This window comes from Arcobacter denitrificans (SeqCode) (assembly GCF_048571185.1).
Taxonomy (GTDB): domain Bacteria; phylum Campylobacterota; class Campylobacteria; order Campylobacterales; family Arcobacteraceae; genus Arcobacter; species Arcobacter denitrificans.
The window spans coordinates 1,668,589-1,692,036 of sequence record NZ_CP182350.1 but is presented as its reverse complement, the minus strand read 5'-3'; the positions used below and the strand labels follow the sequence as shown (position 1 = coordinate 1,692,036).

At 29.1% G+C, this 23,448-nt stretch carries 25 protein-coding genes; 6 read left to right on the top strand and 19 right to left on the bottom strand.

Annotated elements, in window-relative coordinates:
• Positions 1-15 precede the first annotated feature (15 nt).
• The 7 genes from thrB to nadA form a co-directional block, all read right to left on the bottom strand.
• Complete coding sequence (gene thrB, locus ACNI28_RS08495) at positions 16-897, bottom strand: homoserine kinase (RefSeq protein WP_419763831.1); 882 nt, start codon at positions 895-897, stop codon at positions 16-18.
• Between the two features lie 11 nt (positions 898-908).
• Positions 909-1,361 carry a hypothetical protein gene (locus tag ACNI28_RS08490; RefSeq protein ID WP_419763830.1) on the bottom strand — a complete coding sequence of 151 codons (453 nt, stop codon included), beginning with the start codon at positions 1,359-1,361 and terminating at the stop codon, positions 909-911.
• A gap of 8 nt (positions 1,362-1,369) precedes the next feature.
• Positions 1,370-2,278, bottom strand: coding sequence for a UDP-3-O-acyl-N-acetylglucosamine deacetylase (lpxC, locus tag ACNI28_RS08485; protein ID WP_419763829.1), 909 nt, complete (start codon positions 2,276-2,278; stop codon positions 1,370-1,372).
• Positions 2,275-3,645, bottom strand: coding sequence for a M23 family metallopeptidase (locus ACNI28_RS08480; RefSeq protein ID WP_419763828.1), 1,371 nt, complete (start codon positions 3,643-3,645; stop codon positions 2,275-2,277). Before ACNI28_RS08480 ends, lpxC begins: the two co-directional genes overlap by 4 nt.
• The gene (locus ACNI28_RS08475) at positions 3,635-4,615 is read right to left on the bottom strand and encodes a DHH family phosphoesterase (RefSeq protein ID WP_419763827.1); all 981 of its coding nucleotides are present in this window, start codon (positions 4,613-4,615) and stop codon (positions 3,635-3,637) included. The genes ACNI28_RS08480 and ACNI28_RS08475 overlap by 11 nt, the downstream gene beginning before the upstream one ends.
• Positions 4,616-4,677: 62 nt before the next feature.
• Positions 4,678-5,499, bottom strand: a complete 822-nt coding sequence (nadC, locus tag ACNI28_RS08470; RefSeq protein WP_419763826.1) for a carboxylating nicotinate-nucleotide diphosphorylase — start codon at positions 5,497-5,499, stop codon at positions 4,678-4,680.
• The gene (nadA, locus tag ACNI28_RS08465) at positions 5,496-6,485 is read right to left on the bottom strand and encodes a quinolinate synthase NadA (protein WP_419763825.1); all 990 of its coding nucleotides are present in this window, start codon (positions 6,483-6,485) and stop codon (positions 5,496-5,498) included. The genes nadC and nadA overlap by 4 nt, the downstream gene beginning before the upstream one ends.
• 100 nt (positions 6,486-6,585) lie before the next feature.
• On the opposite strand from nadA, the gene plsY reads away from it, so the two are divergent.
• The 5 genes from plsY to prfB all read left to right on the top strand — a co-directional run bounded on the left by plsY (position 6,586) and on the right by prfB (position 10,849).
• Positions 6,586-7,206, top strand: coding sequence for a glycerol-3-phosphate 1-O-acyltransferase PlsY (plsY, locus tag ACNI28_RS08460; RefSeq protein ID WP_419763824.1), 621 nt, complete (start codon positions 6,586-6,588; stop codon positions 7,204-7,206).
• A complete protein-coding gene (locus tag ACNI28_RS08455) occupies positions 7,206-7,517 on the top strand; it encodes a dihydroneopterin aldolase (RefSeq protein WP_419763823.1) in 312 nt (103 codons plus the stop codon). Before plsY ends, ACNI28_RS08455 begins: the two co-directional genes overlap by 1 nt.
• Positions 7,518-7,713: 196 nt before the next feature.
• Positions 7,714-8,826, top strand: coding sequence for a porin (locus ACNI28_RS08450; RefSeq protein ID WP_419763822.1), 1,113 nt, complete (start codon positions 7,714-7,716; stop codon positions 8,824-8,826).
• Positions 8,827-8,945: 119 nt separating this feature from the next.
• Complete coding sequence (locus ACNI28_RS08445; RefSeq protein ID WP_419763821.1) at positions 8,946-9,548, top strand: c-type cytochrome; 603 nt, start codon at positions 8,946-8,948, stop codon at positions 9,546-9,548.
• Between the two features lie 206 nt (positions 9,549-9,754).
• A complete protein-coding gene (prfB, locus tag ACNI28_RS08440; RefSeq protein WP_419763820.1) occupies positions 9,755-10,849 on the top strand; it encodes a peptide chain release factor 2 in 1,095 nt (364 codons plus the stop codon).
• A 35-nt stretch (positions 10,850-10,884) separates the two neighbouring features.
• Here prfB and ACNI28_RS08435 read toward each other — a convergent pair whose 3' ends face one another.
• From ACNI28_RS08435 to ACNI28_RS08380, 12 genes are all read right to left on the bottom strand, one after another.
• Complete coding sequence (locus tag ACNI28_RS08435; protein WP_419763819.1) at positions 10,885-13,245, bottom strand: PD-(D/E)XK nuclease family protein; 2,361 nt, start codon at positions 13,243-13,245, stop codon at positions 10,885-10,887.
• On the bottom strand, positions 13,229-13,789 hold the full coding sequence (locus ACNI28_RS08430; protein WP_419763818.1) for a hypothetical protein: 561 nt from the start codon (positions 13,787-13,789) through the stop codon (positions 13,229-13,231). The genes ACNI28_RS08435 and ACNI28_RS08430 overlap by 17 nt, the downstream gene beginning before the upstream one ends.
• Before the next feature lie 7 nt (positions 13,790-13,796).
• Positions 13,797-14,432: a hypothetical protein gene (locus ACNI28_RS08425; protein WP_419763817.1), complete on the bottom strand. Its 636-nt coding sequence runs from the start codon at positions 14,430-14,432 to the stop codon at positions 13,797-13,799.
• Positions 14,433-14,535: 103 nt separating this feature from the next.
• Positions 14,536-14,775 (bottom strand): DUF4006 family protein, encoded by a 240-nt coding sequence (locus tag ACNI28_RS08420; protein WP_298752364.1) that lies wholly within the window; start codon positions 14,773-14,775, stop codon positions 14,536-14,538.
• Position 14,776: 1 nt separating this feature from the next.
• Complete coding sequence (locus ACNI28_RS08415) at positions 14,777-15,667, bottom strand: cbb3-type cytochrome c oxidase N-terminal domain-containing protein (protein WP_419763816.1); 891 nt, start codon at positions 15,665-15,667, stop codon at positions 14,777-14,779.
• Between the two features lies 1 nt (position 15,668).
• The gene (locus ACNI28_RS08410) at positions 15,669-15,893 is read right to left on the bottom strand and encodes a CcoQ/FixQ family Cbb3-type cytochrome c oxidase assembly chaperone (RefSeq protein WP_419763815.1); all 225 of its coding nucleotides are present in this window, start codon (positions 15,891-15,893) and stop codon (positions 15,669-15,671) included.
• Positions 15,894-15,903: 10 nt separating this feature from the next.
• A complete protein-coding gene (gene ccoO / locus ACNI28_RS08405; protein ID WP_419763814.1) occupies positions 15,904-16,587 on the bottom strand; it encodes a cytochrome-c oxidase, cbb3-type subunit II in 684 nt (227 codons plus the stop codon).
• Between the two features lie 14 nt (positions 16,588-16,601).
• Entirely contained in the window at positions 16,602-18,068 is a 1,467-nt protein-coding gene (gene ccoN / locus ACNI28_RS08400) for a cytochrome-c oxidase, cbb3-type subunit I (protein WP_419763813.1), read from the bottom strand.
• Between the two features lie 201 nt (positions 18,069-18,269).
• Positions 18,270-18,740, bottom strand: coding sequence for an SsrA-binding protein SmpB (gene smpB, locus ACNI28_RS08395; protein ID WP_419763812.1), 471 nt, complete (start codon positions 18,738-18,740; stop codon positions 18,270-18,272).
• Positions 18,733-19,509, bottom strand: coding sequence for a 4-(cytidine 5'-diphospho)-2-C-methyl-D-erythritol kinase (locus tag ACNI28_RS08390; protein ID WP_419763811.1), 777 nt, complete (start codon positions 19,507-19,509; stop codon positions 18,733-18,735). The genes smpB and ACNI28_RS08390 overlap by 8 nt, the downstream gene beginning before the upstream one ends.
• Positions 19,510-20,358, bottom strand: coding sequence for a tRNA pseudouridine(55) synthase TruB (truB, locus tag ACNI28_RS08385; protein ID WP_419763810.1), 849 nt, complete (start codon positions 20,356-20,358; stop codon positions 19,510-19,512).
• 7 nt (positions 20,359-20,365) lie between these two features.
• Positions 20,366-22,420, bottom strand: coding sequence for an ATP-dependent helicase (locus tag ACNI28_RS08380; protein ID WP_419763809.1), 2,055 nt, complete (start codon positions 22,418-22,420; stop codon positions 20,366-20,368).
• Positions 22,421-22,539: 119 nt separating this feature from the next.
• On the opposite strand from ACNI28_RS08380, the gene ACNI28_RS08375 reads away from it, so the two are divergent.
• Positions 22,540-23,439: a LysR substrate-binding domain-containing protein gene (locus ACNI28_RS08375; protein WP_419763808.1), complete on the top strand. Its 900-nt coding sequence runs from the start codon at positions 22,540-22,542 to the stop codon at positions 23,437-23,439.
• Positions 23,440-23,448: the final 9 nt, after the last annotated feature.

Below are 23,448 nucleotides of genomic sequence, written 5' to 3'. Positions count from 1 at the left end.
TTAAATTTCCAATTTTTATGCTTCTACTCTAACACCATAGTTGTCAAAACCAGAAATAAACACTTTAAAATGCGGAAATTTTGCTCTTAATTCTTTCTCAATCTTTTTTGCATCTTCAAAATAACAAATAGAAAAAAGCGTTGAACCAGAACCTGAAAGTGTACTCATCAATGCCCCACTGTTTAATGAACATTTCTGTACTTCAAAAAGTTCTGGCATCTGTTTCATTCTATAACTTTGATGAAATTTATCTTGGGAAGCAATTTTAAGCATCTCCCAATTTTCACTCATAAAAGCTGCAGTTAAAAGAGATGAATGAGATATATTAAATATTGCATCCTCTTTTGGGTATTTATATGGCAATGTTTTTCTTGAAAGCTGTGTTGATATTGGTCTATTTGGAACAACAACAACAGCACTTAAACTTTTAGGAATAGATTTATTTATATATTTTACCTCATTATCTTGAACACAAGAAACATTAAAACCACCCATTACAGCTGGTGTGATATTATCTGGATGAGATTCATAAGCAAGGGCAAGATTTAAAAGTTTCTCTTTTGGTAATTCCATCTCTTCTATGGCATATGCTGATGCAATTGCACTTACAATAACAGCAGAAGAACTTCCCAATCCTCTTGATAATGGAATTTGGTTTTCAAATTCAAATCTAAATGCTCTTTTTTTATGTGATAAATTATTATAAAAATCATTAAAAATAGCAATAAACATATTATTATCTTTTAGAATAGGATTATTTGAACCCTCTCCTTTTAAAGATACACTATGAAACTTTGCTGGTCTTATTGTTACTTGGTTTTTTATCTTTAAAGCTAAACCTAAAGTATCAAAACCTGGTCCTAAATTTGCACTCGTAGCTGGTACACTAACTCTCAATTATCTTCCTTTTATACTGCTGGTAAATTATAAATTGGTAAAGTTTCAGATAAAAATTTTGTTTTATCTAAACTTTTTGGTAATTTAAAATTCGAAATTATACTCTTTTCTTCCAAAAAATCTATTGTTACTTTGCCATTTTTATTAAAAAAGTATTTTTTACCCAAAGCTTTTATGGGAGAATTTTCATTAAACAAAAATCCACTAGCAGCATTTAACTTTATATTTCTGACTATACAAATAGTTTTTAAAAATACATATGCCACTTTTATTGCCATATATGAGCCTGGTGTATTCACATATGTTATAGTTTTAATCTCATATTTTTTTAATAGCTCTTTAAATATTATAGGTAAAATATCAGAGGTCATACCCTCTTTTTCTATCTTATCTATTAGTATGTTATCTTTATAAATGCCTATTTTAATAGGATTAGAAATTGAAATAACTAAAATATCAATCAAATAAACCCTTAATTCTCATCTATCATTGCATATGCTTTTTGGAATACATAACTCTCTTGTTGAGCTGTTTCTAAATCAATGATTTCATAGTTTTCTTCTGACTCGTAAAGTTTCTTTGTTAATAGATGGTTTAAATGATGACTTCCTGCATGGGCATCATATTCGCCAATTAAAGTGTATCCCAAAAGTGACATATCTCCTATAGCATCAAGAATTTTATGTCGTACAAACTCGTTTTCATATCTTAAGCCCTCAGGATTTAATATTTTATCTGCATCTACAACAATGGCATTTTCTAAACTTCCACCTTGGGCTAAGCCTATACTTCTTAAATATTGTACTTCATGCAAAAAGCCAAAAGTTCTTGCTTTACTGATATTCTCTTTATACTCTTCAATACTATAATCAAAATGATAATTTTGCTGTCCAATTACAGGACTTTCAAAGTCAATTGAGAAGTCATATATTATATGGTTTGATGGCTTTAAAGAGACTCTTTTTCCATCTTCAGTTGTAACTTCAACCTCTTTTTTAACTTTTATAACTTTTTTAGATTCATTTAACTCTTTTATTCCAACTTCATCAATAAGCATACAATATCCAGATGAACTTCCATCTAATACAGGAACCTCATCATTATCTAATACAACTCTAAGATTATCAATTCCATATGCATATACAGCTGATAAAAGATGCTCAATAGTTGAAACAACAATACCATCTTTACCAATAACCGTTGCCATTTTTGTATCAACTACATTTTCTATTTTTAAAGGAATTGCTAAGCCTTCATCTGATCTGTAAAATATTATCCCTTCATTTGCTTCCAAAGGTTCTAATCTCATTTTTACAGGAACTCCTTTATGAAGCCCTATTCCTACTATTTCAACTGCTTTTGCTATTGTTCTTTGTTTCATTTATTATCAATAACCTTTTTTGCTTCATCAAGAATATCAGTAATTCTTGTTTTAATCCAATTTTTATCCATCCACTCTAAAGGGTCTACTTCTATACCTTGAATTAAAACTCCAAAATGTAAATGATCTCCCAAAACAGCTCCACTTACACCTGTATTTCCTATTTTTTGGTTTACTTCAACTTTTTCTCCAACAGCAATATTTGAGGCACTTGTATGTGCATAAAGTGTTTGTAAACCAAATCCATGATCTAATATTATAGTATTCCCATATATTCCTAAATAATCATTGAAAATCACTCTTGCTTTATTTGTAGTAAAAATATCTGCTTTTTTAATACTTGCCCAATCAACTCCAAGGTGCCAAGCTTCATCTACTTTTATATTGTGGTGATAATATGTTCTTCTTTGTCCAAATTGTCCAGCTGTTGCTGCATTTGTTAGTCTTTTAAATGGTGCAATATCAAACTCACTTACAAATTCTTTATCCATATATTTTTTAGATACTTCTTCAATCTTTGCAACATTTTGAGCTCTCAATAGTTTATTTTGTTTTATAAATATTTCAACTAAATCATTAGGTATTTCTTTACCACTTTGGTCTAAAACTTTTGTACTAACATTTTGAATAAAACTATCACTTATTTTTATTTTAGATCTTTTTTCTTTTAGTTTTCTAATATATAAAGGTACTTTTGTAATTGATTTATTATCTGCTTTATCGATTGCTATTAGATTTACAATACTAAAGTCTTCCATAGTGATTGGCCAAGCAATTAGTGAAGCATAATAGTTATCTTTATAAAAAGGTATTAAATCAAATCTTTGTTGATTATTAAATGAGATATAAGAATCTTTTAAATTCTCATCTTCAACTTTCACAATAACTAAAGCACTTCCACCTCGTCTTACTGCAAAAGAGTTTGCTATTACAGATGTTTCTGGTTTTTTTCTATCAATTTTTAGATTAAATGTTTTAACAACTTTATTACCCTCTAAAAAATTCCATTTGCTACTATCAATTGCTTCTACGATTATTTGAACATCTGTGCTTTTAAAGAACATATCTAGTTCTGGTGATTTTAGTTCTAAATCCACTATTTTTTTAGATTCAAGTAAAACTTGTGTATCTAATACTATCTCTTTATTGCCATCTTTAAAAATTACTTTATAAAATTTTATACCGCTATCATCACTAATAGTAAGATTTAATTTACTTTTTAAATTCCAATAAATATTATCATTAAACTTGATTTTAGGAGGATTTTTCTCAAACATAGGTGATAAATAAATAAATCCACCAGCCCCAAATCCTGCAACCAAAAATATAAAAAACAGTATTTTTCCAAAATTACTTTTACTTCTCAAGAACTTCCTTTAATATAATCTTTTTTGCTTCAAATATATCATCAGTTTGTATAACACAACCTGCAGCATTTAAATGCCCTCCCCCACCAAAGATGGAAGCTACACTTGAAACATCTATTTTCTCTTTTGATCTTAAAGAGACCCTTACTTTATCATTTACTACTCTAAAATAAATTGCTATTTTTACAATGGCAATATTTAAAACCATGTCCAAGGCAATCTCTGTTTCCAAAGTTGTTGCACCTGTTTCTTCAAACCACTCTTTTGTTGCATATATTGTGGCAACTTTCCCCTCATCTAAAAGCTCTAAACTATTAAAAATCTTTGGCAGAATTCTATATTTTGCTAAAGAATCTCTTTTAATAAACTTATCAGCAATATACACAGGACTTGCTCCACATTTAACTAAGAAGTTAATCTTCTCATAGGTAAACTCATCACACCTTGGAGTTGTAAAAGCCAAAGAATCATCATAAATGCCAGTATAAAGTGCCTCTGCAGTATTTTTTGTAATATACAAGCCATTAAATCTAAAAAAGTCATATATTATCTCTGATGTTGACGACTTATTTATATCTACTATATTTACTGTTCCAAAATTATCATTTGATTTATGATGGTCAATATTAATCAAAGGTATTTCTTGCGGAATATCTATACCAAATCTATTTGATGTACCACAATCAACTGAAATAGCCAAATCATAAAATTTTGGGATTTGGTCAGTTATCTTTTCATATCTATTTATAAAATCACATTTTATAGGAAGGTTTTTACCTGCATTAAAGACCTTGTGTTTTATTCTATTTTCAAATAAATAATTTGAAAGGGCTAGACCAGAGCAAATAGTATCTGGATCTGGATTAACATGGGTAATTATTAAAATATATTTTGAATTGTCAATCAATTTTAGGGCATTTACAAAAGAAGCAGTATTTACTTTATTATTTGTTATAAAATCTTTACTCAAACACTCTCCTTTTAAAAATCATTTTTTATCCTAACATATTATTACTAATCAAAAGTTAACCACTAATCAAATTTCATAGAAAAGTCTAACCAAGTTGCTTGATGAATAATACTTCCTGAACTAAGTGCATCAACACCTGTGGAAGCATAATCTCTTACAGTATCTAAGTTTATATTTCCACTAGCTTCTAAAAGTACATGGGGATGAACTTCATCTCTAAATTTTACTACATCACGTATTTGATTTGGAGTCATATTATCACACATAATAATATCTCCACCAGCTTCCATAGCATCACGAACTTGGTCAATATTTTCACACTCAATTTCTATTTTTGTAACCCAAGAGATTCTTTTTCTTGCTTTTTTTACAAAATCTTTTAAATCTGTAATTGTTCTTAGGTGTGTATCTTTTAACATCAAACAGTCATCAAGACCAAGTCGATGGTTAATAGCTCCTCCAACTCTACTTGCATACTTTTCAAAATCTCTTAATTGTGGTCTTGTTTTTCTTGTATCTAATAAAACTACATTTAAATCATTTATTAAAGAAGCATAAGAGTTTGCCATTGTTGCTATCCCAGAAGCGTGTTGAAGTATATTTAGAAATGTTCTCTCTGAAGATAATAAAACAGCAGCTTTACCTTCAAGCTTTGCTATTATGTCACCTTTTTTTATTTTCTCTCCATCATGCTTTAAAAACTTACATTCAAACTTTTCAGTTTTTGATAAAGCTTTTGCATAAATCTCACCTGCAAAAATACCATCATCTTTTGAGATAACTTTTGCGCTAAATCTTCCTTTAGGAGCCACATCAAAAAATAAATCACCCCGTCCATTATCTTCTATAATGGCATTTTTTACGAACTTTTTAATATTAATCATACTTCAAACATCCTTTGTAGTGCTATTTTTGCCCATTTAGTTACATTTTCATTTACAAAAATTTCTGTTTCAAAAACTTCTTTACCATCTTTAATATCTTTTAGACATTTATATACATCTTCCAAAGTTGTCTCATTCATCGTTGGACACTCAGGTTTTGTAGAGCTTAAGATGTAAGTATTTTTCTCTCTTAATCTATTTACCATATTATACTCTGTTCCAACTGCAACTTTTTGCTCAATTGGCAACTCTTTTATATAAGTAATTAGTTGAGAAGTAGAGCCAACAAAATCTGCCATATCACAAATCTTTGGATCACACTCTGGATGAACTGCGATTAAGATATCTGGATATTTATTTCTATAAAATTCTATATCATCAGTTGAAAAAAGTTGATGAACAGAACAAAAACCATCATAACAGATAATATCTGCTTCTTTTGGATCACTTCCATCACCTATAACTGATGATTTTAGATTTAGACTTTTTGCAAAGTTTTGTCCTAAACATCTATCTGGTACAAAAAATATCTTTTTTCCTGACTTTAAACCTTTTTCGATGATTTTGTAGGCATTTGAAGAAGTACAAACCATACCACCCATTTCTCCAACTCTTGCTTTTACAGCTGCACTTGAGTTTATATAAGTTATTGGAAGGAGTTCATCACTTGCTACACCCATTGCATTTAACTTAGCTAGTGATTCATCAAAATAATCTACATCAATCATTCTAGCCATAGCACAGCATGCAATCTTTGGCATCAATACTCTTTTTTGAGGGCTTAGTACTTTTACACTCTCCCCCATAAATCCAACACCACAAAAAAGTATATATTTACTCTGTGTTGCCATAGCCTTTTTAGCTAACTCTAAAGAGTCACCTGTTATGTCTGCTAGTTCAAACACTTCATCCCTTTGATAGAAGTGTGCTACAATAGTTACATCAAGTTCTTCTTTTAATTTTATTATCTCATCTTTTAAATTCAAAACTTACCCTTAGGTTTTAATATTTATTAATTAACGGGAATATAACAAAATATTTGTTATAATCCTTTTAAACATAATCAAAAAAACTATTGAGGTAATAATGGATTTTCTAAATACTAATCTTATTTTCTATATTTTGGCATATTTAATTGGCTCTATTCCCTTTGGTTTACTCTTAGCAAAAACCTTTGCAGGAGTAAATATAAAAGAACAAGGAAGTAAAAGTATAGGCGCAACAAACGTACTTAGAGTTGTAAAGCAGACAAACCCAAGTTTAGCAAAAAAACTAGGTCTAGCAACTGTTATACTTGATGCTATAAAAGGAACAATTATACTTCTAATAGCTATGGCTTATGGAGTTAGTGAAGCTACACTTTGGGCAATAGCTGTATTGGCTATCATAGGTCATTGTTATAGTATTTATTTAGGACTAGAAGGTGGAAAAGGAGTGGCAACAGGACTTGGTGTTTTTTTAGTACTTATTCCAATACCTACTTTAATTGGTGCAGTTGTGTGGGGATTTTGTGCAAAAGTACTTAAAATATCCTCTTTATCTTCTCTTTTAGGTTTAGTCGGCGTTGTAATTGCAGCACTTATTTTTAATAATGGCTTAGAAATAAACTCAAATGCCCCAATGTATCTAATAGCTTTTATAATCTTTTATAAGCATATTCCAAATATAGTAAGACTTGTAAAAAAAGAAGAGTTAAAAGCTGTATAGTGAAAGTAAACATAGAAGAACTAACATTTAATTGTATTATTGGGATTTTACCCTTTGAAAGAAAAAAAGAGCAAAAAGTAGTAGTAAACTGCTCTTTTAAATATAAGTATGAAGATTCAAATTTTATAGACTACTCAAAAGTAGCAGAAGATATAGAAAATACTATGATAGAAAGAAAGTTTGAACTTCTTGAAGATGCTATTTTAGAATTAAAGAAACTCTTAAATACCAAATATCATATGAAAAAGCTAAAAATATCTATACAAAAGCCAGATATCTTGCCTAACTGTAAAGTAAGCATAACACTATAACTTATACGCTTTTTATAAAAAAAGCTTAAAATAATCAATTAAATTACCAAAAAAGCTACAAATTAAGAAAACTTTAACTTTAATCCAAGTAAAATTTTCGCAACGGTGAATCGGAAAGTATCTTTCAAGCACTTTGTGTAAGAAGATTGTTCGCGCGTCCGAGGATCTGATTTAAATAACCCTTTCAGGAGATCAAATGAAAAAATTCGTAAAATTAAGTTTAGTAGCTGCTGTTGCAGTAACTGGTTTAACAACTGCTAACGCTCAACCATTAGAAGAAGCAATTAAAGGTGTAGATGTATCTGGTACAGTTGCATATAGATATGATGATAGAGATACTAACTCAAGTAACATTACTACAAACTCTTATAAAATTGCAATTAATACAAAATCTAAAATTAATGATGATGTAACTTTCAATGCAAGAACAATTATAGGTGCTGGTGGTAATAATGGTGCTATGGCTGTAATTAATAGTAATGTAACTGATAGTAATGCTGCGTTTTCTTTAACTCAAGCAAACTTTGCATATACTGGTATTGCTAATACTACTATTATTGCTGGTAAACAAACTGTTCCATCTCCATTTGCTGTTGCAGCTGATGCAGCTGGTGATGAAGATACAGGTAATGGTATTACTGGTATTACAACAGTAGGTCCTGTTACTTTAGCTGGTACTTATTTACAAAATACTAACTTAGTTACTGCGGGTGCAGCAATTGCTGGACTAGGAGTACTTGCTAATGTTGGTCCAGTTGCATTAGATGCATGGTATTTAGATGTTACTGAAACTTCAGCTACAAATGATGGTCATAAAGCTTATACAATTGGTGCTTCATCTAAAATTGAAATGGTTTCTTTATATGCAAGATACTCTGCAGTTGAGCCAGATGTAACTAGCGAAAAAGAATCTTTATGGAAAGTTGGAGCTAAAGCTAAATTTGGTATTGTAGGTTTATCTGTAGATTATGGTAAAACTAATGATGTTACTACATACCAAAGAGGTGTTAACTTAACTGGTGATGCTGATGCAGCTGTAAACTTACAAGGTTGGGCTCTTAATTTAAATACTGATGACTCTTCTTTAATTAAAGTTGGAGCTAATGTTGATGTTATGGAAGGTGTAAACTTATCTGCAACTTATTTAGATAAAGATGCAGGTGCTGCTGCTGATTCAGATGAAATATATGGTCAAGTTACTTATAAAATGGGTAAAAACTTAATGACTTATGTTAGAATTGGTGAACATCAAACAACTGGTGCTGCAAAAGGTACTAGAGGTAGATTACACGTTCAATACTCTTTCTAATAAGTTAAATTAGTCAGTCTATTAAACTAAAAAGGGTTAGAAGATATATCTTCTAACCCTTTTTTTATTCTTTTTTTAAAAAATTATGCTAAAATATCCTTCTAAAAAAAAGGATAAAAATGAATTTACTCAAATCGCTTTCAATATTTTCACTTACTTTAAGTCTTGGATTTACTCAAACTACTATGTGCTTTAAACAAAATCACAAAAATTTTGCAACAATTGAATTAGTTAAGTTAGATGGTGGATTATGTGCTAGTAAAAAATCACTTCAAGATATGAAAAAAGAAGGTTGGTCAACTGATGACATTAAAATGGATGGAAATAATTTTATTTATATATTAAAAAAAGATGAACTAGCTAACACTGGCATAGATATGGAAAAATTGGAAGCAACCATATTAAAAAGACTAGAACAAAAAGAAGTAGCCGATAATATTAGATTGCTAGAAGAAAAGAAATTTAGAATGACACAATCTGGTAAAGCACTATATATTAAAAAATGTGAGTCTTGTCATGGCGAAAAAGGAGAAGTTGCATATGGTACTTCTAGAGAAATAAATAAGTTATCATTATATGATTTTCAACAAACTTTAAGAGACTATGATTTAAGACAATACGATAGAGGACAAGCAATTGTCATGTATCCCTATGCAAATGGAATAAACTCAAAAGATATTAAAAATTTATATCAATATTTGCAGTCTATCAATAAAAAATAAATGACATATAAAACTAAAGGGCAATAAGCTCTTTAGTTTTTTTACAATTTGTATTTCAAGTACCCCCCCATAATAATGAAAGATGATAGAATAAAATAGTTTCTATGTTTTAATATTTGATTCAATTTTGAAATATTGACTAATGCTACTAAACTAACCACTTCTTATAGTAAATTTTTGTACAATGCACTTTTACAAGGATTTATATGGATGCATACGAATATACAGAATTACTTAAACTTTTAAACAAGAAACTCAACAATATCAAAGAGATACTTAAGCCTAATGATTTAAACTTAAGATTAAAAGAGATAGAAGAGCTTGAATCAGCCCAAGACTTTTGGGATGATGTTGACAACGCTACAAAAGTAGGTATTGAAAAAAATAGAATTTTAAGTAAATTATCAAAATTTAATAAAGCAAATGAATCTTTAAGTGGTACAAATGATTTGTATGAATTAGCAAATCAAGAAAAAGATGAAGAGACTTTTGAGTTACTTTATGATGAAGCAGAAGATTTAAATAATCTAATAAATTCAACAGAAATATCAGTAATGCTTAGTAATCCAGATGATTCTTTAAGTGCTATAGTTTCTATTCATCCAGGAGCTGGGGGAACTGAGTCACAGGATTGGGCTAGTATGCTTTATCGTATGTATTTAAGATGGGCTGAAAGAATGGACTTTAAGATTGAAGTTTTAGATTATCAAGATGGGGAAGAAGCAGGTTTAAAAGATGTATCTTTTATCATAAAAGGTGAAAATGCATATGGATACTTAAAAGCAGAAAATGGTATTCACAGACTTGTAAGAATTTCACCATTTGATTCAAATGCCAAAAGACATACCTCTTTTGCATCAGTTATGGTAAGTCCTGAAATTGATGATAATATTGATATTATTATTGAAGATAAAGATATACGTATTGATACATATAGAGCAAGTGGAGCTGGTGGACAACATGTTAATAAAACAGAAAGTGCCATTAGAATAACTCATATTGAGACAAATATTGTAGTTCAATGTCAAAATGATAGGTCTCAGCATAAAAATAAAGCAAGTGCAATGAAGATGCTAAAATCAAGACTTTATGAGTATGAATTAGAGAAACAAAAAGCTACAAAAGATGGTATAGAAAAGAGTGAAATTGGATGGGGACATCAGATTAGATCATATGTAATGCAACCATATCAGCAAATAAAAGATACAAGAAGTAATATAGGCTATTCAAATGTAGAAGCGATTTTGGATGGAGATATTACAAAAATGATAGAAGATGTTTTAATAGCAACTTCTAAATAATGCAAAAAGTTAGTACAAGCAATATCTTGTACTAACTACCTATTACAAATAGTTTTAAACTCACAATACTGACATATAGTTGTTTTTTCACACTTCTCAAAATTTATTTTTTTTGTTTTTAATTCTATAAATATATTTTTTAGTACTTCAATTTTTTCCTGTAGTACTACCTCTTCTAGTAATCTTGAACTGTTTAAATCATAATAATATGCTTTTATTTTGTCATAGCCAAAAAGTTCCCTGCAAGCCAAATAATAAAACTCTAACTGAAAGTCAGCACTTTTGTCGTATGTTTTTAAACTATCTATTTTCAAGTTTGAAGAGGTTTTGTAATCAATTAGTAAGTACTGGTCATCTAATTTATCAATCCTATCAATACTTCCTTTTAGAACTATTCCATTAAAATCAAATTTAAAATCTTTTTCTATCTCTAAAACTTCTAAATTCTTATCTTCAAATCTTTTATTTTCAAACTCTACAAAGGCATTTAATCTTTTTAGGAAAACCTCTTTGTCAAGTAATAAAAAAGGATTATGATTAATATGCTTTTCAAATAAAGATTTAATAAGTTCAAAATCTATATTTTTGACCTCAAAGCTTTTATAAGCACTTTCAAGAGTTTTATGAACCATACTTCCTAATTCATATCCTCTTGGCTTTAAGCTTGTATTATGCTCTTTTATTTTGTATATATACTCTAAGTAATACTTTCTTTTACACTCTAAATACTTTTTAAGTGAAGTTGCTGACCACTCTTGCTTTGATAGGTCAATATAATAAATTATCTCTTCATCAAAATGATTTATATTTTTGTTTTTGTATAATATCTCTTTATACTCTTTATCTTTTGTTTGATTATCAATTTTATCTTTAAATAATTCATCTGCAAATCTACTTATTTGCATTGTTTCATTTTGAGTGTAAGAAATATATAGATTCTTTGCACTATTTATTAACTTGTAATAATAATACTTTTGTAGGTTTTCTCTATCTTTTTGAGTTGGCAATTTTGCTCTTTTTTTAATAGCTGATGATAAAAATTTATCTTTTATACTAGATTTTGGAATGAAGGTCTCATTAAAATCGCAAATTATTACAGCTTCATAGTCAACAGCTCTTGTTTCTAGTAAACCCATTACTGTTGCCATTCCAGAGTTTATGTCATCTAAAGATATTTTTGATGTTTTTTGAATAAGTATTTTAACAGCCTCTTTAAAAACTATTTTTTGACTTGTATTAAAAAATAGATGATTTAACTTATAAATCAATTCATCAAACTTTTCTATTAACTCTTTGTTATGTTCAATGGATTTTAAATATTCAAGCACTAAATTAAAATCATCTTTTTGCAGACTCTTATTCCAAATAGTTTTTAAACTATCTAATAAGGCAATATCTATATCATAAAACTCTACTGTCTCTTTTGTTTTTCGTTCATCTTCATTTAGATAATTATATATGGAACTAAGGAATTTGTATATCTTACTGTTAGTTATACTTTTACCCATAGCATAGTTAAAATAGCCTTCATCATCAAACTGTTCAATTATACTTATAAATTTTTCATCTGGCACTACTAAGACTATATTTTGTGCATCAATTCCAGAGTTTACGGCATGGGTAATTGACTCTTTTATAAAGGCTACTTGATTTATCCTACTTGTAAATGCAGAGATTTTTATATTTTCTAAGTAACTTATTTGCTCTTCTTTTTGCAATATCTCTTTATTTGTTAAATCAATTTTATAATTAAATTCACACTCTAAATCAAAACCTAGTTCAATAAAACTTTGTATTGATTTTTCATTATATTTATTAAATGACAGATTTATTATTGTTTTTATTTGTTTTGATATTTTTAATATGATTTCTAATTCAAAGTTTGTAAAATATCCTTCAAAGTATATCTCTATGCTTTCATATCTATCTAAGAAGTTGCTGTTTATCTCATAATTACTTGGTAAATTAATTTTGTCTATTGCATCATTTGCATTTAAAATATTTGTATAATTAGTATAAATCTCTTTTAATATCTCAATATGTTCTTTATAATACTCATAAGTATCAACTACTTGCAAACTATCAATAGAGACTTTTTCAGCAGATAACTCACCAAAAAACCTAAAAAGATAGTCTGATTGTTTTAAAAAAGAAGTAAAGTTATTTGATATACCTAATTTTTGTAATCTTTTTACATCGCAAGCAGTTTTTAGGTATAAAAACCTTTGCTCTTCATCTATGTATTTTTTGTTTGAGATTGAGATTGATTTTTTGAAAAGTTCATCGATTGTTAAATATGAGGGAAGCAATAAATTTTCATTGCTTCTTTTTTTTATTGCTTCTCTTATAGCTCTTGAGGTGGGAAAGACTATAAGTTTATTACTTATTAATAGCATTTGACTTTATGTAAAAGTAGCCTTTTTCTCCATCACTTATCTCTATAGTTCCAGTAATATTCCAATTACCCTCTTTTTCTAAATCAAAAACAAAAGTGTTAGTTTTATTTTCTACATTTGAAATATCTATATCAGAATAACTATTTGTACTTCTTGTAACTTTAAAATTGATATCTACATTATCAATTTTTAATCCATTTTTATCACTTATTTCAAAAGTAATTCTATTTGAACCTTTTTTAAAAATATCTTTATGGCTTGATTTATCACCAATTACTCTTTGTGACAAAAATACATCACTTATGAGTAAACCATCAAATACTTTTTCATTGATTTTTGTTTTAATATTATATTTTTTACTAAACTTCTCATTTGAAAATACGATATCGTTATAATCACCATCAACGTTATGATATGAACTTAAAAATGACTTGTCTTCATGTACTGGCGTATTTACAGCAGATACGATAGTCCAAACTATCATTGCAAATGTAAATGAAAATATACCAATAAACAGTAGTGGCCAATAATTTCTTTTTTTCATTTATTACCTATTTCTTTTTTGATCTTAATACTGCAAAAGTATAAAGAAGAATACCACCTAAGACTAATGTGTACATAAATACTTTCCAAATAGTTCCAGCTGTTTTACCAGAATCTGGAATTCCAGTTTCAAGTTTTTCTATGCCATTTGCGTGTGCTATTTGATCAGCTATTTCATCATAACCATTTAATACAGCTGCACTAACTTTTGTGAATAATGTGTTCTTATCTTTTGAAGCAAGTAATGGTACTACATAACCATTTAAAATATCATTTTTATCTATTATTTTTTCTAGTTTTTCAGACATAAGTATGTTTACATGGGTTTGTTCTAAAGCAATACTCATTAAAACATAAGGTTTTTCTAATTTTGAGCTAATTTTTTGTTCATGTTTTTTAATAAATTCTATTTTTTCTTTTGTGGGGATATCTTTATCTAGTCCAAGAGTTGTTCTAGCATAGACATATATATTTACATTTGTTTTACTCTTTAATTCAGAGCCTATTTCTAATATTTTTTGTGCAGTTCTTGCATCAATAACAACATCATCTGATATGATAAATTTATTTATACTTGCATTTAAGGGGATTAAAAAAAATAGCAGTGAAAACACTGCTATTTTTAAGATTGCAAAAGCTCTCATTTATCCTACAAATACTCTTGAAGAATCAAAAAATGCTAAGTAAGCTGATAATAAAGCTGATGCTAATAATAGTAGTCCAATAATTTTATCCATAGTCTACTCCTTACTTTTTACCAACAAGTTCATAATGACTAGCATTATCTGAACTGTTGGCTTCAAGACCATTTAAATCTTGATTGATTTTATAAAAATTTTGAGCTTCATTTGCTTGTGTCATGATACCAAAATATGTTAAACCACCTAATATTGATAGTAATAATACCGTAGCAATTAACATCCCAGTGATACCACTAAGAGCAAATATACCTCTTTCACTTTCGTTCATTTGAGAATTTCCAGCCATATTACTCTCCTAAACTTTTAATATAAGCAGTAACTGCTTTTTCTTGAGTAGGGTTTAATCTACCTTTAAAACTTGGCATTATACCAATTAGTCCACGCTTACCATTTTCTAATACAGCGGAAACTAAAGCATTGTCATATGTTTTAATATTTGGGCCAACATATTCAATACCTGCACCATCAGGAGCATGACATCCAGCACATACACCATATGCAGCTGGTTGTTCACCTTTAAATCCACCTGCAACATAAGCAGATACTTCTTCAATATCTTTATCTTCTGTTAACATCATTGGAGGCATACCACCTGGATATACAGTTTTAAGGTTATTTGAACCATTTTTAATTACATATTCAACAGAATCTTGTGACATTCTTTTTCTTAAGTTTTGAGCTTTTCCATTGATACCTTCTGCGTCAACACCATGACAAGGTGAACATTGTACTAAAAATATAGATTCACCCATTGCAGTTAAAGTTTCATTTGATGGATTTTGCCATTTTGACTCAAACTTTTTATTGAATTCAATAGTCTCTTCATTCCATTGTCCAATTTGAGAGAATCCATTTGTTGGATAACCAACTGTCCAGTACCAAAATAACCAAACAATAGTTCCAATAAATGCTAATCCCCAACCTGTTGGAATTGGGTTTTTATACTCACCAATACCATCCCATTTTTCATCTGCTAATTCACCACCAGCAGTATCATTTTTCATTTGATTAATATACTTTAAGGCAACAAATACAGTAATTGTAATAATTGCAACTGCACCTAGCATTGTTAAACTATTTATATAATCATCACTATTAAAAGCATCACCAGCAACGAAGTAAGTTCCTGCCATTAAAGCGACGATAAGAATAATTCCACCTATTACCATAGATTTCATACTATTTCTCCTTCTTATTTTCGTCTAAATTGTTATTTCTATCTTCAAGAGGTTTAGACTCTATTGAATCATCATGTACCAAGTCTGAATATTTTTCAAAATCTCTCTCACCCTTTTTATCTCGTTTATATATAGAGTAAGCGTAAGCATAAAAAATGATAAATACTGCAAGAATAAGAAAAAATTTCAAATATCCTTGCAAATCAACTATCTCTTGATGACTCATATCTAACCTCTTATTTTAAAGAATTCATGTACGCGATAATCGCAACAATCTCAGGAATCTGACCGTTCGCTACGGCATCTTTTACAGCTTTACTTTTCATATTTGCAGCAATTGCTTCTGCTTCTTTTAAAGCTTGAGCTTTTGCTTCTTCAAATGTCCCTAATGGAACATCTATGTTTCCATCTCCATTTAAATCTACATCATATGGAGTATTAAATACATTTTTAACTGTAACAGCTTCTCCATATGCAGTCTCAACATCAGCCATATTTGAAAACTGATGCGCATAAGAAGGCATAATTGAACCTGGAACTACTGAAGCAGGATCCATCATATGATTTTCATGCCAGTCTGTAGTTCTATAATTTCCAACTCTCATTAAATCTGGACCTGTTCTTTTTGATCCCCATAAAAATGGTCTATCATAAGCGTATTCTCCAGATAATGAATACATACCATATCTATCAGTTTCTGATTTAAATGGTCTAACTAATTGAGAGTGACAAGCATTACATGAATCTTTAATATATACATGTCTCCCTGTTAACTCTAACACACTGTAGGGTTTTGTACCTACTGTAGGTCTTGATTGTTTTGCAAAATCAGGAATAATTTCAATAATACCTGCAAAAGCAATAAATACGAATACTAATACCGCAAAGAAAAACGGTCTTTGTTCAAACCAATGAAACATAACTACCCTCCTTCTTACGCAGCTACTGGTGTAGCATTTATAGGTTCTTTATCAAGTACTCTACCTGCAGTTGCAGTTTTGTACATGTTATATGCAAACATAAAGAATCCAATTAGGTATAATAACCCACCAACAGCTCTAATAGTATAATATGGTTGTAATACTGTTACTGTATCAATAAAAGAGTAAACTAATGAACCATATTCATCATATGCTCTCCACATCATACCTTGAGTAATACCTGCAATCCACATAGACGTAAAGTATAAAACAATACCTGTAGTTTGTAACCAAAATTGAGTATCCATTAATGATTTAGAATATATTTCTCTTCCATACATTCTAGGTGCCATATGATATAAAGCAGCCATAATCATAAATACTAACCAACCTAATGTACCATCATGAACATGTCCTGGAATCCAATCAGTAAAGTGTGCAATTGCATTAACTGATTTAATTGATTGAATTGGACCTTCAATTGTTGATAACATATAGAATGTCGAAGCTAAAACCATAAACTTAATTAAAGTATTAGATTGTAACTGTTGCCACTCACCCTTCATTGTTAAAAGCATATTAATAGCTGATCCCCATGATGGTAAAATTAAAACAACTGACATAACAGAACCCATAGTTTGCATCCAATCTGGAACAGTTGAATAAATAAGGTGGTGTCCACCAGCCCATAAATAAACAAATAATAATCCCCAGAAAGCTAAAATAGATAACTTATATGAGTAAACATTTTGTCCAGACTCTTTTGGTAAAAAGTAATAAATCATAGCAATAATTGGAACAGTAAATACGAAACCAACCGCATTATGTCCATACCACCATTGTACTAGAGCATCATTTGAACCTGAATACATAGAAACAGAGTGATACCAGTCACCATAACCTGAAACTAACGCTGTTGGAACTTCCATAGAGTTAAAAAGGTGTAACATTGCAACTGCTAAGAAAGATGCAATAAAGTACCAAATTGAGATATATAATGTTCTCTCTCTTCTAATACCTATTAATCCAAAAATACTAATACCCCATAAAACCCACCACACTGTGATAAGAATATCTAAAGGCCACTCTAATTCAGCATACTCTTTTGAAGTTGTAATACCAGCTAATAGCGTAACAACTGCTAAAAGAATAGTGATGAAATAAAGTAAAAAATGTAATTTACCAATGGCCATTAAAAATGGTGATTCTTTCAAAGAGACTTTTAATACTCTTTGAGAGATGTAATACCATGAAGCAAAAATACCACTAAGAGTAAAACCAAACGCAACACCATTTGTGTGTAAAGGTCTTAATCTACTAAAAGTACCATATTCCCCAGCTAAATTATTTAACTCAGGAAATGCCATTTGGAATGCTAGAATAACACCAACTAACATACCAATGATACCAAACAGAATTGTTGCAAATGTAAAGGCTTTTGCAATTGAGTAATCATACTCGATTTGTGCACCGTTTTGCATCAATCTCCTCCTACTAATTTTTTTATACAAGTCACAGATTTGTCACTTATGAAAAGATGTTAACGAATTAGGAATAAATATAAGCTTAATTATTAGTTTTTTTTTTAGTTTTTTTTTTTAAGTTTTTTTTAAAATTCTCATAAGTAATAAATTAAATTATTCTATTTTTTATGACTTTTTATAATAAATAATTGACTTTTTTTACCAGTTTTTTATTGCTTGTTCAGACTCTCTTTTTAAACTCTTTTCTTTTAAGTCTGCTCTTTTATCATAAAGCTTTTTACCTTGTGCTGTTGCGATTTGTAATTTTGCAAAATTTTTGGCATTGAAGTACAGTTTTAAGGGAACTACTGTCATTCCATCTTTAGTTACTTTTTCAAACAACTTATTAATTTGTTTCCTATGAAGAAGTAACTTTCTAGGTCGTGTTTCTTCTGGTCTAAAAGAAGCATTTGTAGTCTCCAAATATGATATATGAAGGTTCAATATAAAGACCTCATTTTTTATAATTCTTACATAAGAATCTTTAAGGTTTACTCTTCCTTCTCTTATAGATTTTACTTCACTTCCAAGTAACTCTATACCTGCTTCAAAACTTTCAAGTATAAAATAGTCATGAAATGCCTTTTTATTCTTAAACGTTAAATTAATATTTTTTTCTTTCTTAGCCATTATTATTTACCTTAAAAAAACTACTTCCACTTCCACTAAAAAACCAATTTTTATTTTCATACTCTTTTAATTGTGGATATGCATCAAGAGCTGGTTCATACAAATCATTTGCACTACAAATATCAAGCTTATTTAATATATCTTTTGAACTCATATTTAAGAGTAACTCTCTTTCTTCTTGGGAAACCTCTTTATAAAACTTATCTCTAAAAGATGTAAATATTTTGCCTGTATTACACTCAATCTTTGGTGTGATAACTTCTATATCTAGTATATCTTCCTCATACTTTTCTACAACTTCACCTATTCCAGTTACATTTGCACTATCATATTCATATATGAAAAATGGAACATCAGCACCTATTTTTGCACCTATTTTTGCTAACTTCTCTTTTGAGTAGTATAAATCAAACAGTTTATTTGCCATAATTAAAAACGTTGCAGCATTGGAACTTCCACCACCAAGCCCAGCAAACTCAGGTATTCTTTTATCTACTTTTATGCTATATATTCTAAAATAAGCATCTATTTTTGGACAATTATCTCTTAGGGCTAAAAATGCTTTATAAATTGTATTTTTTTCTTTTTCACAACCAAAATCACCAATAAGATTAAACTCATTATTTGAATTTTCTGGAATAAAAGTTATAGTATCATATAAATTTCTAAGCCTTACAAATCGAGAAACTAATTCATGATAATTATCTCTTTTACCTGCAATTTTTAAAAAAATATTAACTTTTGCATATGATTTAGCACTTATATTCATTTATCTCATTACCCTATTTAATATATATTTAACTTCACCATTATCTATTTCTATAATAGAAAAAAAGTCCTCGAATTTTACCAAATATTTACCATCATCTTTTTTATCTAAATACTCGCACAAGATTTTTTTTCCTTGTTCAAAATACAATTTATCGCCACTATAATTTATCTCTTCAATATCTAAATAATCTAGTGGATTCAAATCTTTTTCATTTTCATAAAAAAACTTTCCTTCATTTAACCTATTTAGATATGACAAAGTCCCAACTCTATTTAAACTTTCAAGTAATATTTGAGCTAAGCTTCTTATGTAGCTACCTTCACTAACACTTGCTTCAAACGTTATAAAGGGATGATTGTAAGAGATAAACTTTGTATCAAAAACTTTCATAACACTTCTTTTCATCTCTACATATTTACCTTCACGAGCTAAATTATACGCTCTCTCTCCATCTATTTTTTTTGCAGAAAATTTTGGAGGATAATACTCTATTTCTCTTTGTAAACTTTTTAACTCTTTTTTTATTTCTTCAGTATTTAATAACTTTTCCTCAGAGATTGAAGTTACATTTTCAATATCAAGAGAATCAGAAACTGCACCCAACCAAATAACAGCTCTATATGTTTTAGGAGTTTTTTTGAAAAACTGAAAAAGTTTAGAATACTGTCCAAAAGCAACTATCAAACACCCCTTTGCAAAAGGGTCTAAAGTACCTGAAAATCCAGCTTTTTTATTCTTATATTTTCTTTTTATTCTATTTAAATAAGAGTTTGAACTCATAAACATAGGTTTATTTACAACAATTAATTTATTTAATGGTTCTTTATTATAAATTCTTTTTTGCATAAAACTCTTAAGCTTTTTCTACAAATGATGAAAGAATATCTCTTTTTGTACCACCAAAATTAATTGTAAGTTTGAAGTCTTTTCCAGCTTTTGCAGCTTTTTGAACTCTTCCCATACCAAAAATTTTGTGTTTTACTAAATCACCCTTTTTAAATGATGATGATTGTTGTTGGATTGTTAAACACCCTTTTATAAGACCTGATTCAGTTAAAAATCTACTTTTTAACAGAGTTGTTCTTTTACCTTTATAAAATCTGGAGTGTACAAAACTACAAGTTAAATTATCCATTGCTCTTGTAAAAGCAACATACCCTAGACGTCTCTCTTCTTCTGAATCACTTCCATCGCCAATTATTGGGAAAAAGCCTTCTTCCATCCCTATTATAAATAGATGTTTATACTCCAAACCTTTTGAAGCATGTATACTCATCATAGAGATTGCTTCATTTTCTAACTCTGTATCTTCACTACCTAAAGCTATTTCATTTAAAAAGTTATCTAGCTCTAAAAGTGGATTTTGAATAAAATAGTCTCTAACATATCCATAAAACTCATCGATATTTGCTTGTCGCTCAAAGCCATCTGGGATATTTTCAAATGATGCTCTAAAATCAAAAGTATCTTCAAAGATATCTAAAAATCTCATTTTTGATTCTTGTAAAGTATCTTTTAAGTCCCAAATTGAGGCTAAAAATACTTTTAGGGTTCTTGAGTTTTTCTTTCCTACTATTGCACTTAATTCATCTGGTGAAAACTCATCAACTATTTCGAAAATAGGTTTTTTCATCTCAATAGATTTTGCTTCCAGTTTATCTATTGTAGTTTTACCAATACCTCTTTTTGGTTTATTTACAATTCTTTTAAAAGAGAAGTTATCGTATGAGTTTGTAATAACTCTAAAAAAAGCAATCAAATCTTTGATTTCAGCTCTTTCGTAAAACTTCATTCCACCAACAAGTTTATAGTTAAGTCCAGCTTTATTAAAGCCTTCCTCTAAAGACCTTGAAAGTGCATTTACTCTAAATAATATTGCAATGTCCCTTCCTCTTACACCACTATCAAGTAACTTATTAATATCTTCAATTAATTTTCTTGTCTCTTCATTTTCATCATGTGATTCATAAACCTTTATGCTATCACCTTTTGCTCTTGTGCCAATGAGTTTTTTACCCAATCTATCCCGATTGTGTTCTATTAGTTGGTTTGCATGGTCAAGAATTGTATCAGTAGATCTATAATTTTCTTCAAGTTTTACTACTAATGTATTTTCAAAATGCTCAGAAAAATTTAAAATATTTTTAATAGTAGCACCACGCCATCCATAAATAGACTGGTCATCATCACCAACAACACACAAGTTATTATGTGTAGAACAAAGTAGTCTTAGCAACTTATATTGTAACTCATTTGTATCTTGATACTCATCTACCATGATATATTGGTACTTACTACTTGTCTCTTTTGCAAGAGCCTCGTTATTTGACATTATTCTAAAGGGAAGTAAAAGTAAGTCATCAAAGTCAACTAAATTGTTTTTTAACAGATAGTTCTCATACTTTTCATATACATTTGCAACTTGTTGATAAATCTTAAGTTCAGCCCCTGTTTTTACCTCTGCAGGAGTTAACAGAGTATTTTTGTATTTTGATATTTCTGAAACTAACATTGCAACAGGAATATCCTTTTCTATGCTTCTTAATATTCGTTTTTTATCATCTGTATCTATTATTATGAAATTATTTTTTCTATTTAATTCACTCATATAAAACTTCAAAAAAAGCAAACCAAATTTATGAAAGGTACAAAGGATTGGTGGAGTGGTCATATTTGAACCAATCATTGTATAAGCTCTTTCTCTCATTTGCGTTGCTGCTTTATTTGTAAAGGTAAGCGTTAAAATTGAGGTAGGGTCAATCCCTATTGATATAAGATATGCTAATCTAGTTGTAATAGTTTTAGTTTTTCCTGAACCTGCACCTGCTAAAATTAATAGTGAGCCATCAATATGTTTTGCAGCTTTTTGTTGAGATTCATTCAAACTTGATAAAAATTTTTCTGACATTTTAACTCCAATTAATTAACTATTATATCAAAAATAAAATAAAACTATTTAAATTAATATTTTTATATATAAATAAATGTTATCATTCTCATAACTTAAGAATAAAAGGTTTTGAATAAATGCTTAATGATTTTGCAAAAGTAAATACTTTTTTAACAGTAGTTAGAGAAAAATCTTTTTCGAAGGCTTCTGCTAAACTTGGTATTTCTCAACCTGCTGTTACACAACAAATGAAGTTTATTGAAGAGTATTTAGAAGTTCAAGTTGTGGACAGAAAGAAAAATGGTATTAGACTTACAAAAGAGGGACAGATGCTTTATAACATCGCCCAAAAGATTGAAAGATGTGTCAGTAATGGAGAAAAAGAGTTACTAAAAATTATGAATAAAAATGTTACTTTTATGTTTGGTGCTTCATTTATTATAGGTAACTATATTTTGCCAAGATTTTTAAATCACCTAAAAGAGAATATTCATAATGATGTATCTATAAATGTATCTGTTTCACATAAGACTATTGAAGATTTACTTGATAAAAAAATCGATATTGCCTTAGTAGAGAACTATATTCCTGAAGAAAATATTATCTACAGAGAATGGATGGAAGATGAGATTGTAATATTCTCTAATCAAAAACTTCCAGCAAGGGCAAAGCCTGAAGACTTATTATCTTATAAATGGGTTTGCAGAAACCCTGATTCAAATACAAGAATGATATTTAAAGAGAACCTTGACAAAGCAAACTTTCCAGACTGTGATCAGTTTGATGTTACAAGTGAAGTTACAAGTGCTACAACCATAGTACAAACAGTTTTACACTCAGATACAACTCAAGCTCCAACGGTTTCTATTGTTTCTAGAAATGCTATTGATTCACTACTTAAATCAAACGCCTTATATGAATCAAGAATTGGTAATGGTAGAATGACAAGAAAACTATATATTGCCTATAGAAAAGATAGAAAACATGATGCATTTATTGAAAATGTAGTTGATTATCTTCTAAAAATCAAAACTTAATTTGTATCT

What these genes read in the sequence shown, in the direction of transcription:
- lpxC (WP_419763829.1), bottom strand. Translation starts at nt 2,278, where the DNA reads ATGAAACAAAGAACAATAGCAAAAGCAGTTGAAATAGTAGGAATAGGG.
- nadC (WP_419763826.1), bottom strand. Translation starts at nt 5,499, where the DNA reads ATGATTAATATTAAAAAGTTCGTAAAAAATGCCATTATAGAAGATAAT.
- plsY (WP_419763824.1), top strand. Translation starts at nt 6,586, where the DNA reads ATGGATTTTCTAAATACTAATCTTATTTTCTATATTTTGGCATATTTA.
- ACNI28_RS08450 (WP_419763822.1), top strand. Translation starts at nt 7,714, where the DNA reads ATGAAAAAATTCGTAAAATTAAGTTTAGTAGCTGCTGTTGCAGTAACT.
- ACNI28_RS08445 (WP_419763821.1), top strand. Translation starts at nt 8,946, where the DNA reads ATGAATTTACTCAAATCGCTTTCAATATTTTCACTTACTTTAAGTCTT.
- prfB (WP_419763820.1), top strand. Translation starts at nt 9,755, where the DNA reads ATGGATGCATACGAATATACAGAATTACTTAAACTTTTAAACAAGAAA.
- ACNI28_RS08435 (WP_419763819.1), bottom strand. Translation starts at nt 13,245, where the DNA reads ATGCTATTAATAAGTAATAAACTTATAGTCTTTCCCACCTCAAGAGCT.
- ACNI28_RS08430 (WP_419763818.1), bottom strand. Translation starts at nt 13,789, where the DNA reads ATGAAAAAAAGAAATTATTGGCCACTACTGTTTATTGGTATATTTTCA.
- ACNI28_RS08425 (WP_419763817.1), bottom strand. Translation starts at nt 14,432, where the DNA reads ATGAGAGCTTTTGCAATCTTAAAAATAGCAGTGTTTTCACTGCTATTT.
- ACNI28_RS08420 (WP_298752364.1), bottom strand. Translation starts at nt 14,775, where the DNA reads ATGGCTGGAAATTCTCAAATGAACGAAAGTGAAAGAGGTATATTTGCT.
- ACNI28_RS08415 (WP_419763816.1), bottom strand. Translation starts at nt 15,667, where the DNA reads ATGAAATCTATGGTAATAGGTGGAATTATTCTTATCGTCGCTTTAATG.
- ACNI28_RS08410 (WP_419763815.1), bottom strand. Translation starts at nt 15,893, where the DNA reads ATGAGTCATCAAGAGATAGTTGATTTGCAAGGATATTTGAAATTTTTT.
- ccoO (WP_419763814.1), bottom strand. Translation starts at nt 16,587, where the DNA reads ATGTTTCATTGGTTTGAACAAAGACCGTTTTTCTTTGCGGTATTAGTA.
- ccoN (WP_419763813.1), bottom strand. Translation starts at nt 18,068, where the DNA reads ATGCAAAACGGTGCACAAATCGAGTATGATTACTCAATTGCAAAAGCC.
- smpB (WP_419763812.1), bottom strand. Translation starts at nt 18,740, where the DNA reads ATGGCTAAGAAAGAAAAAAATATTAATTTAACGTTTAAGAATAAAAAG.
- ACNI28_RS08390 (WP_419763811.1), bottom strand. Translation starts at nt 19,509, where the DNA reads ATGAATATAAGTGCTAAATCATATGCAAAAGTTAATATTTTTTTAAAA.
- truB (WP_419763810.1), bottom strand. Translation starts at nt 20,358, where the DNA reads ATGCAAAAAAGAATTTATAATAAAGAACCATTAAATAAATTAATTGTT.
- ACNI28_RS08380 (WP_419763809.1), bottom strand. Translation starts at nt 22,420, where the DNA reads ATGTCAGAAAAATTTTTATCAAGTTTGAATGAATCTCAACAAAAAGCT.
- ACNI28_RS08375 (WP_419763808.1), top strand. Translation starts at nt 22,540, where the DNA reads ATGCTTAATGATTTTGCAAAAGTAAATACTTTTTTAACAGTAGTTAGA.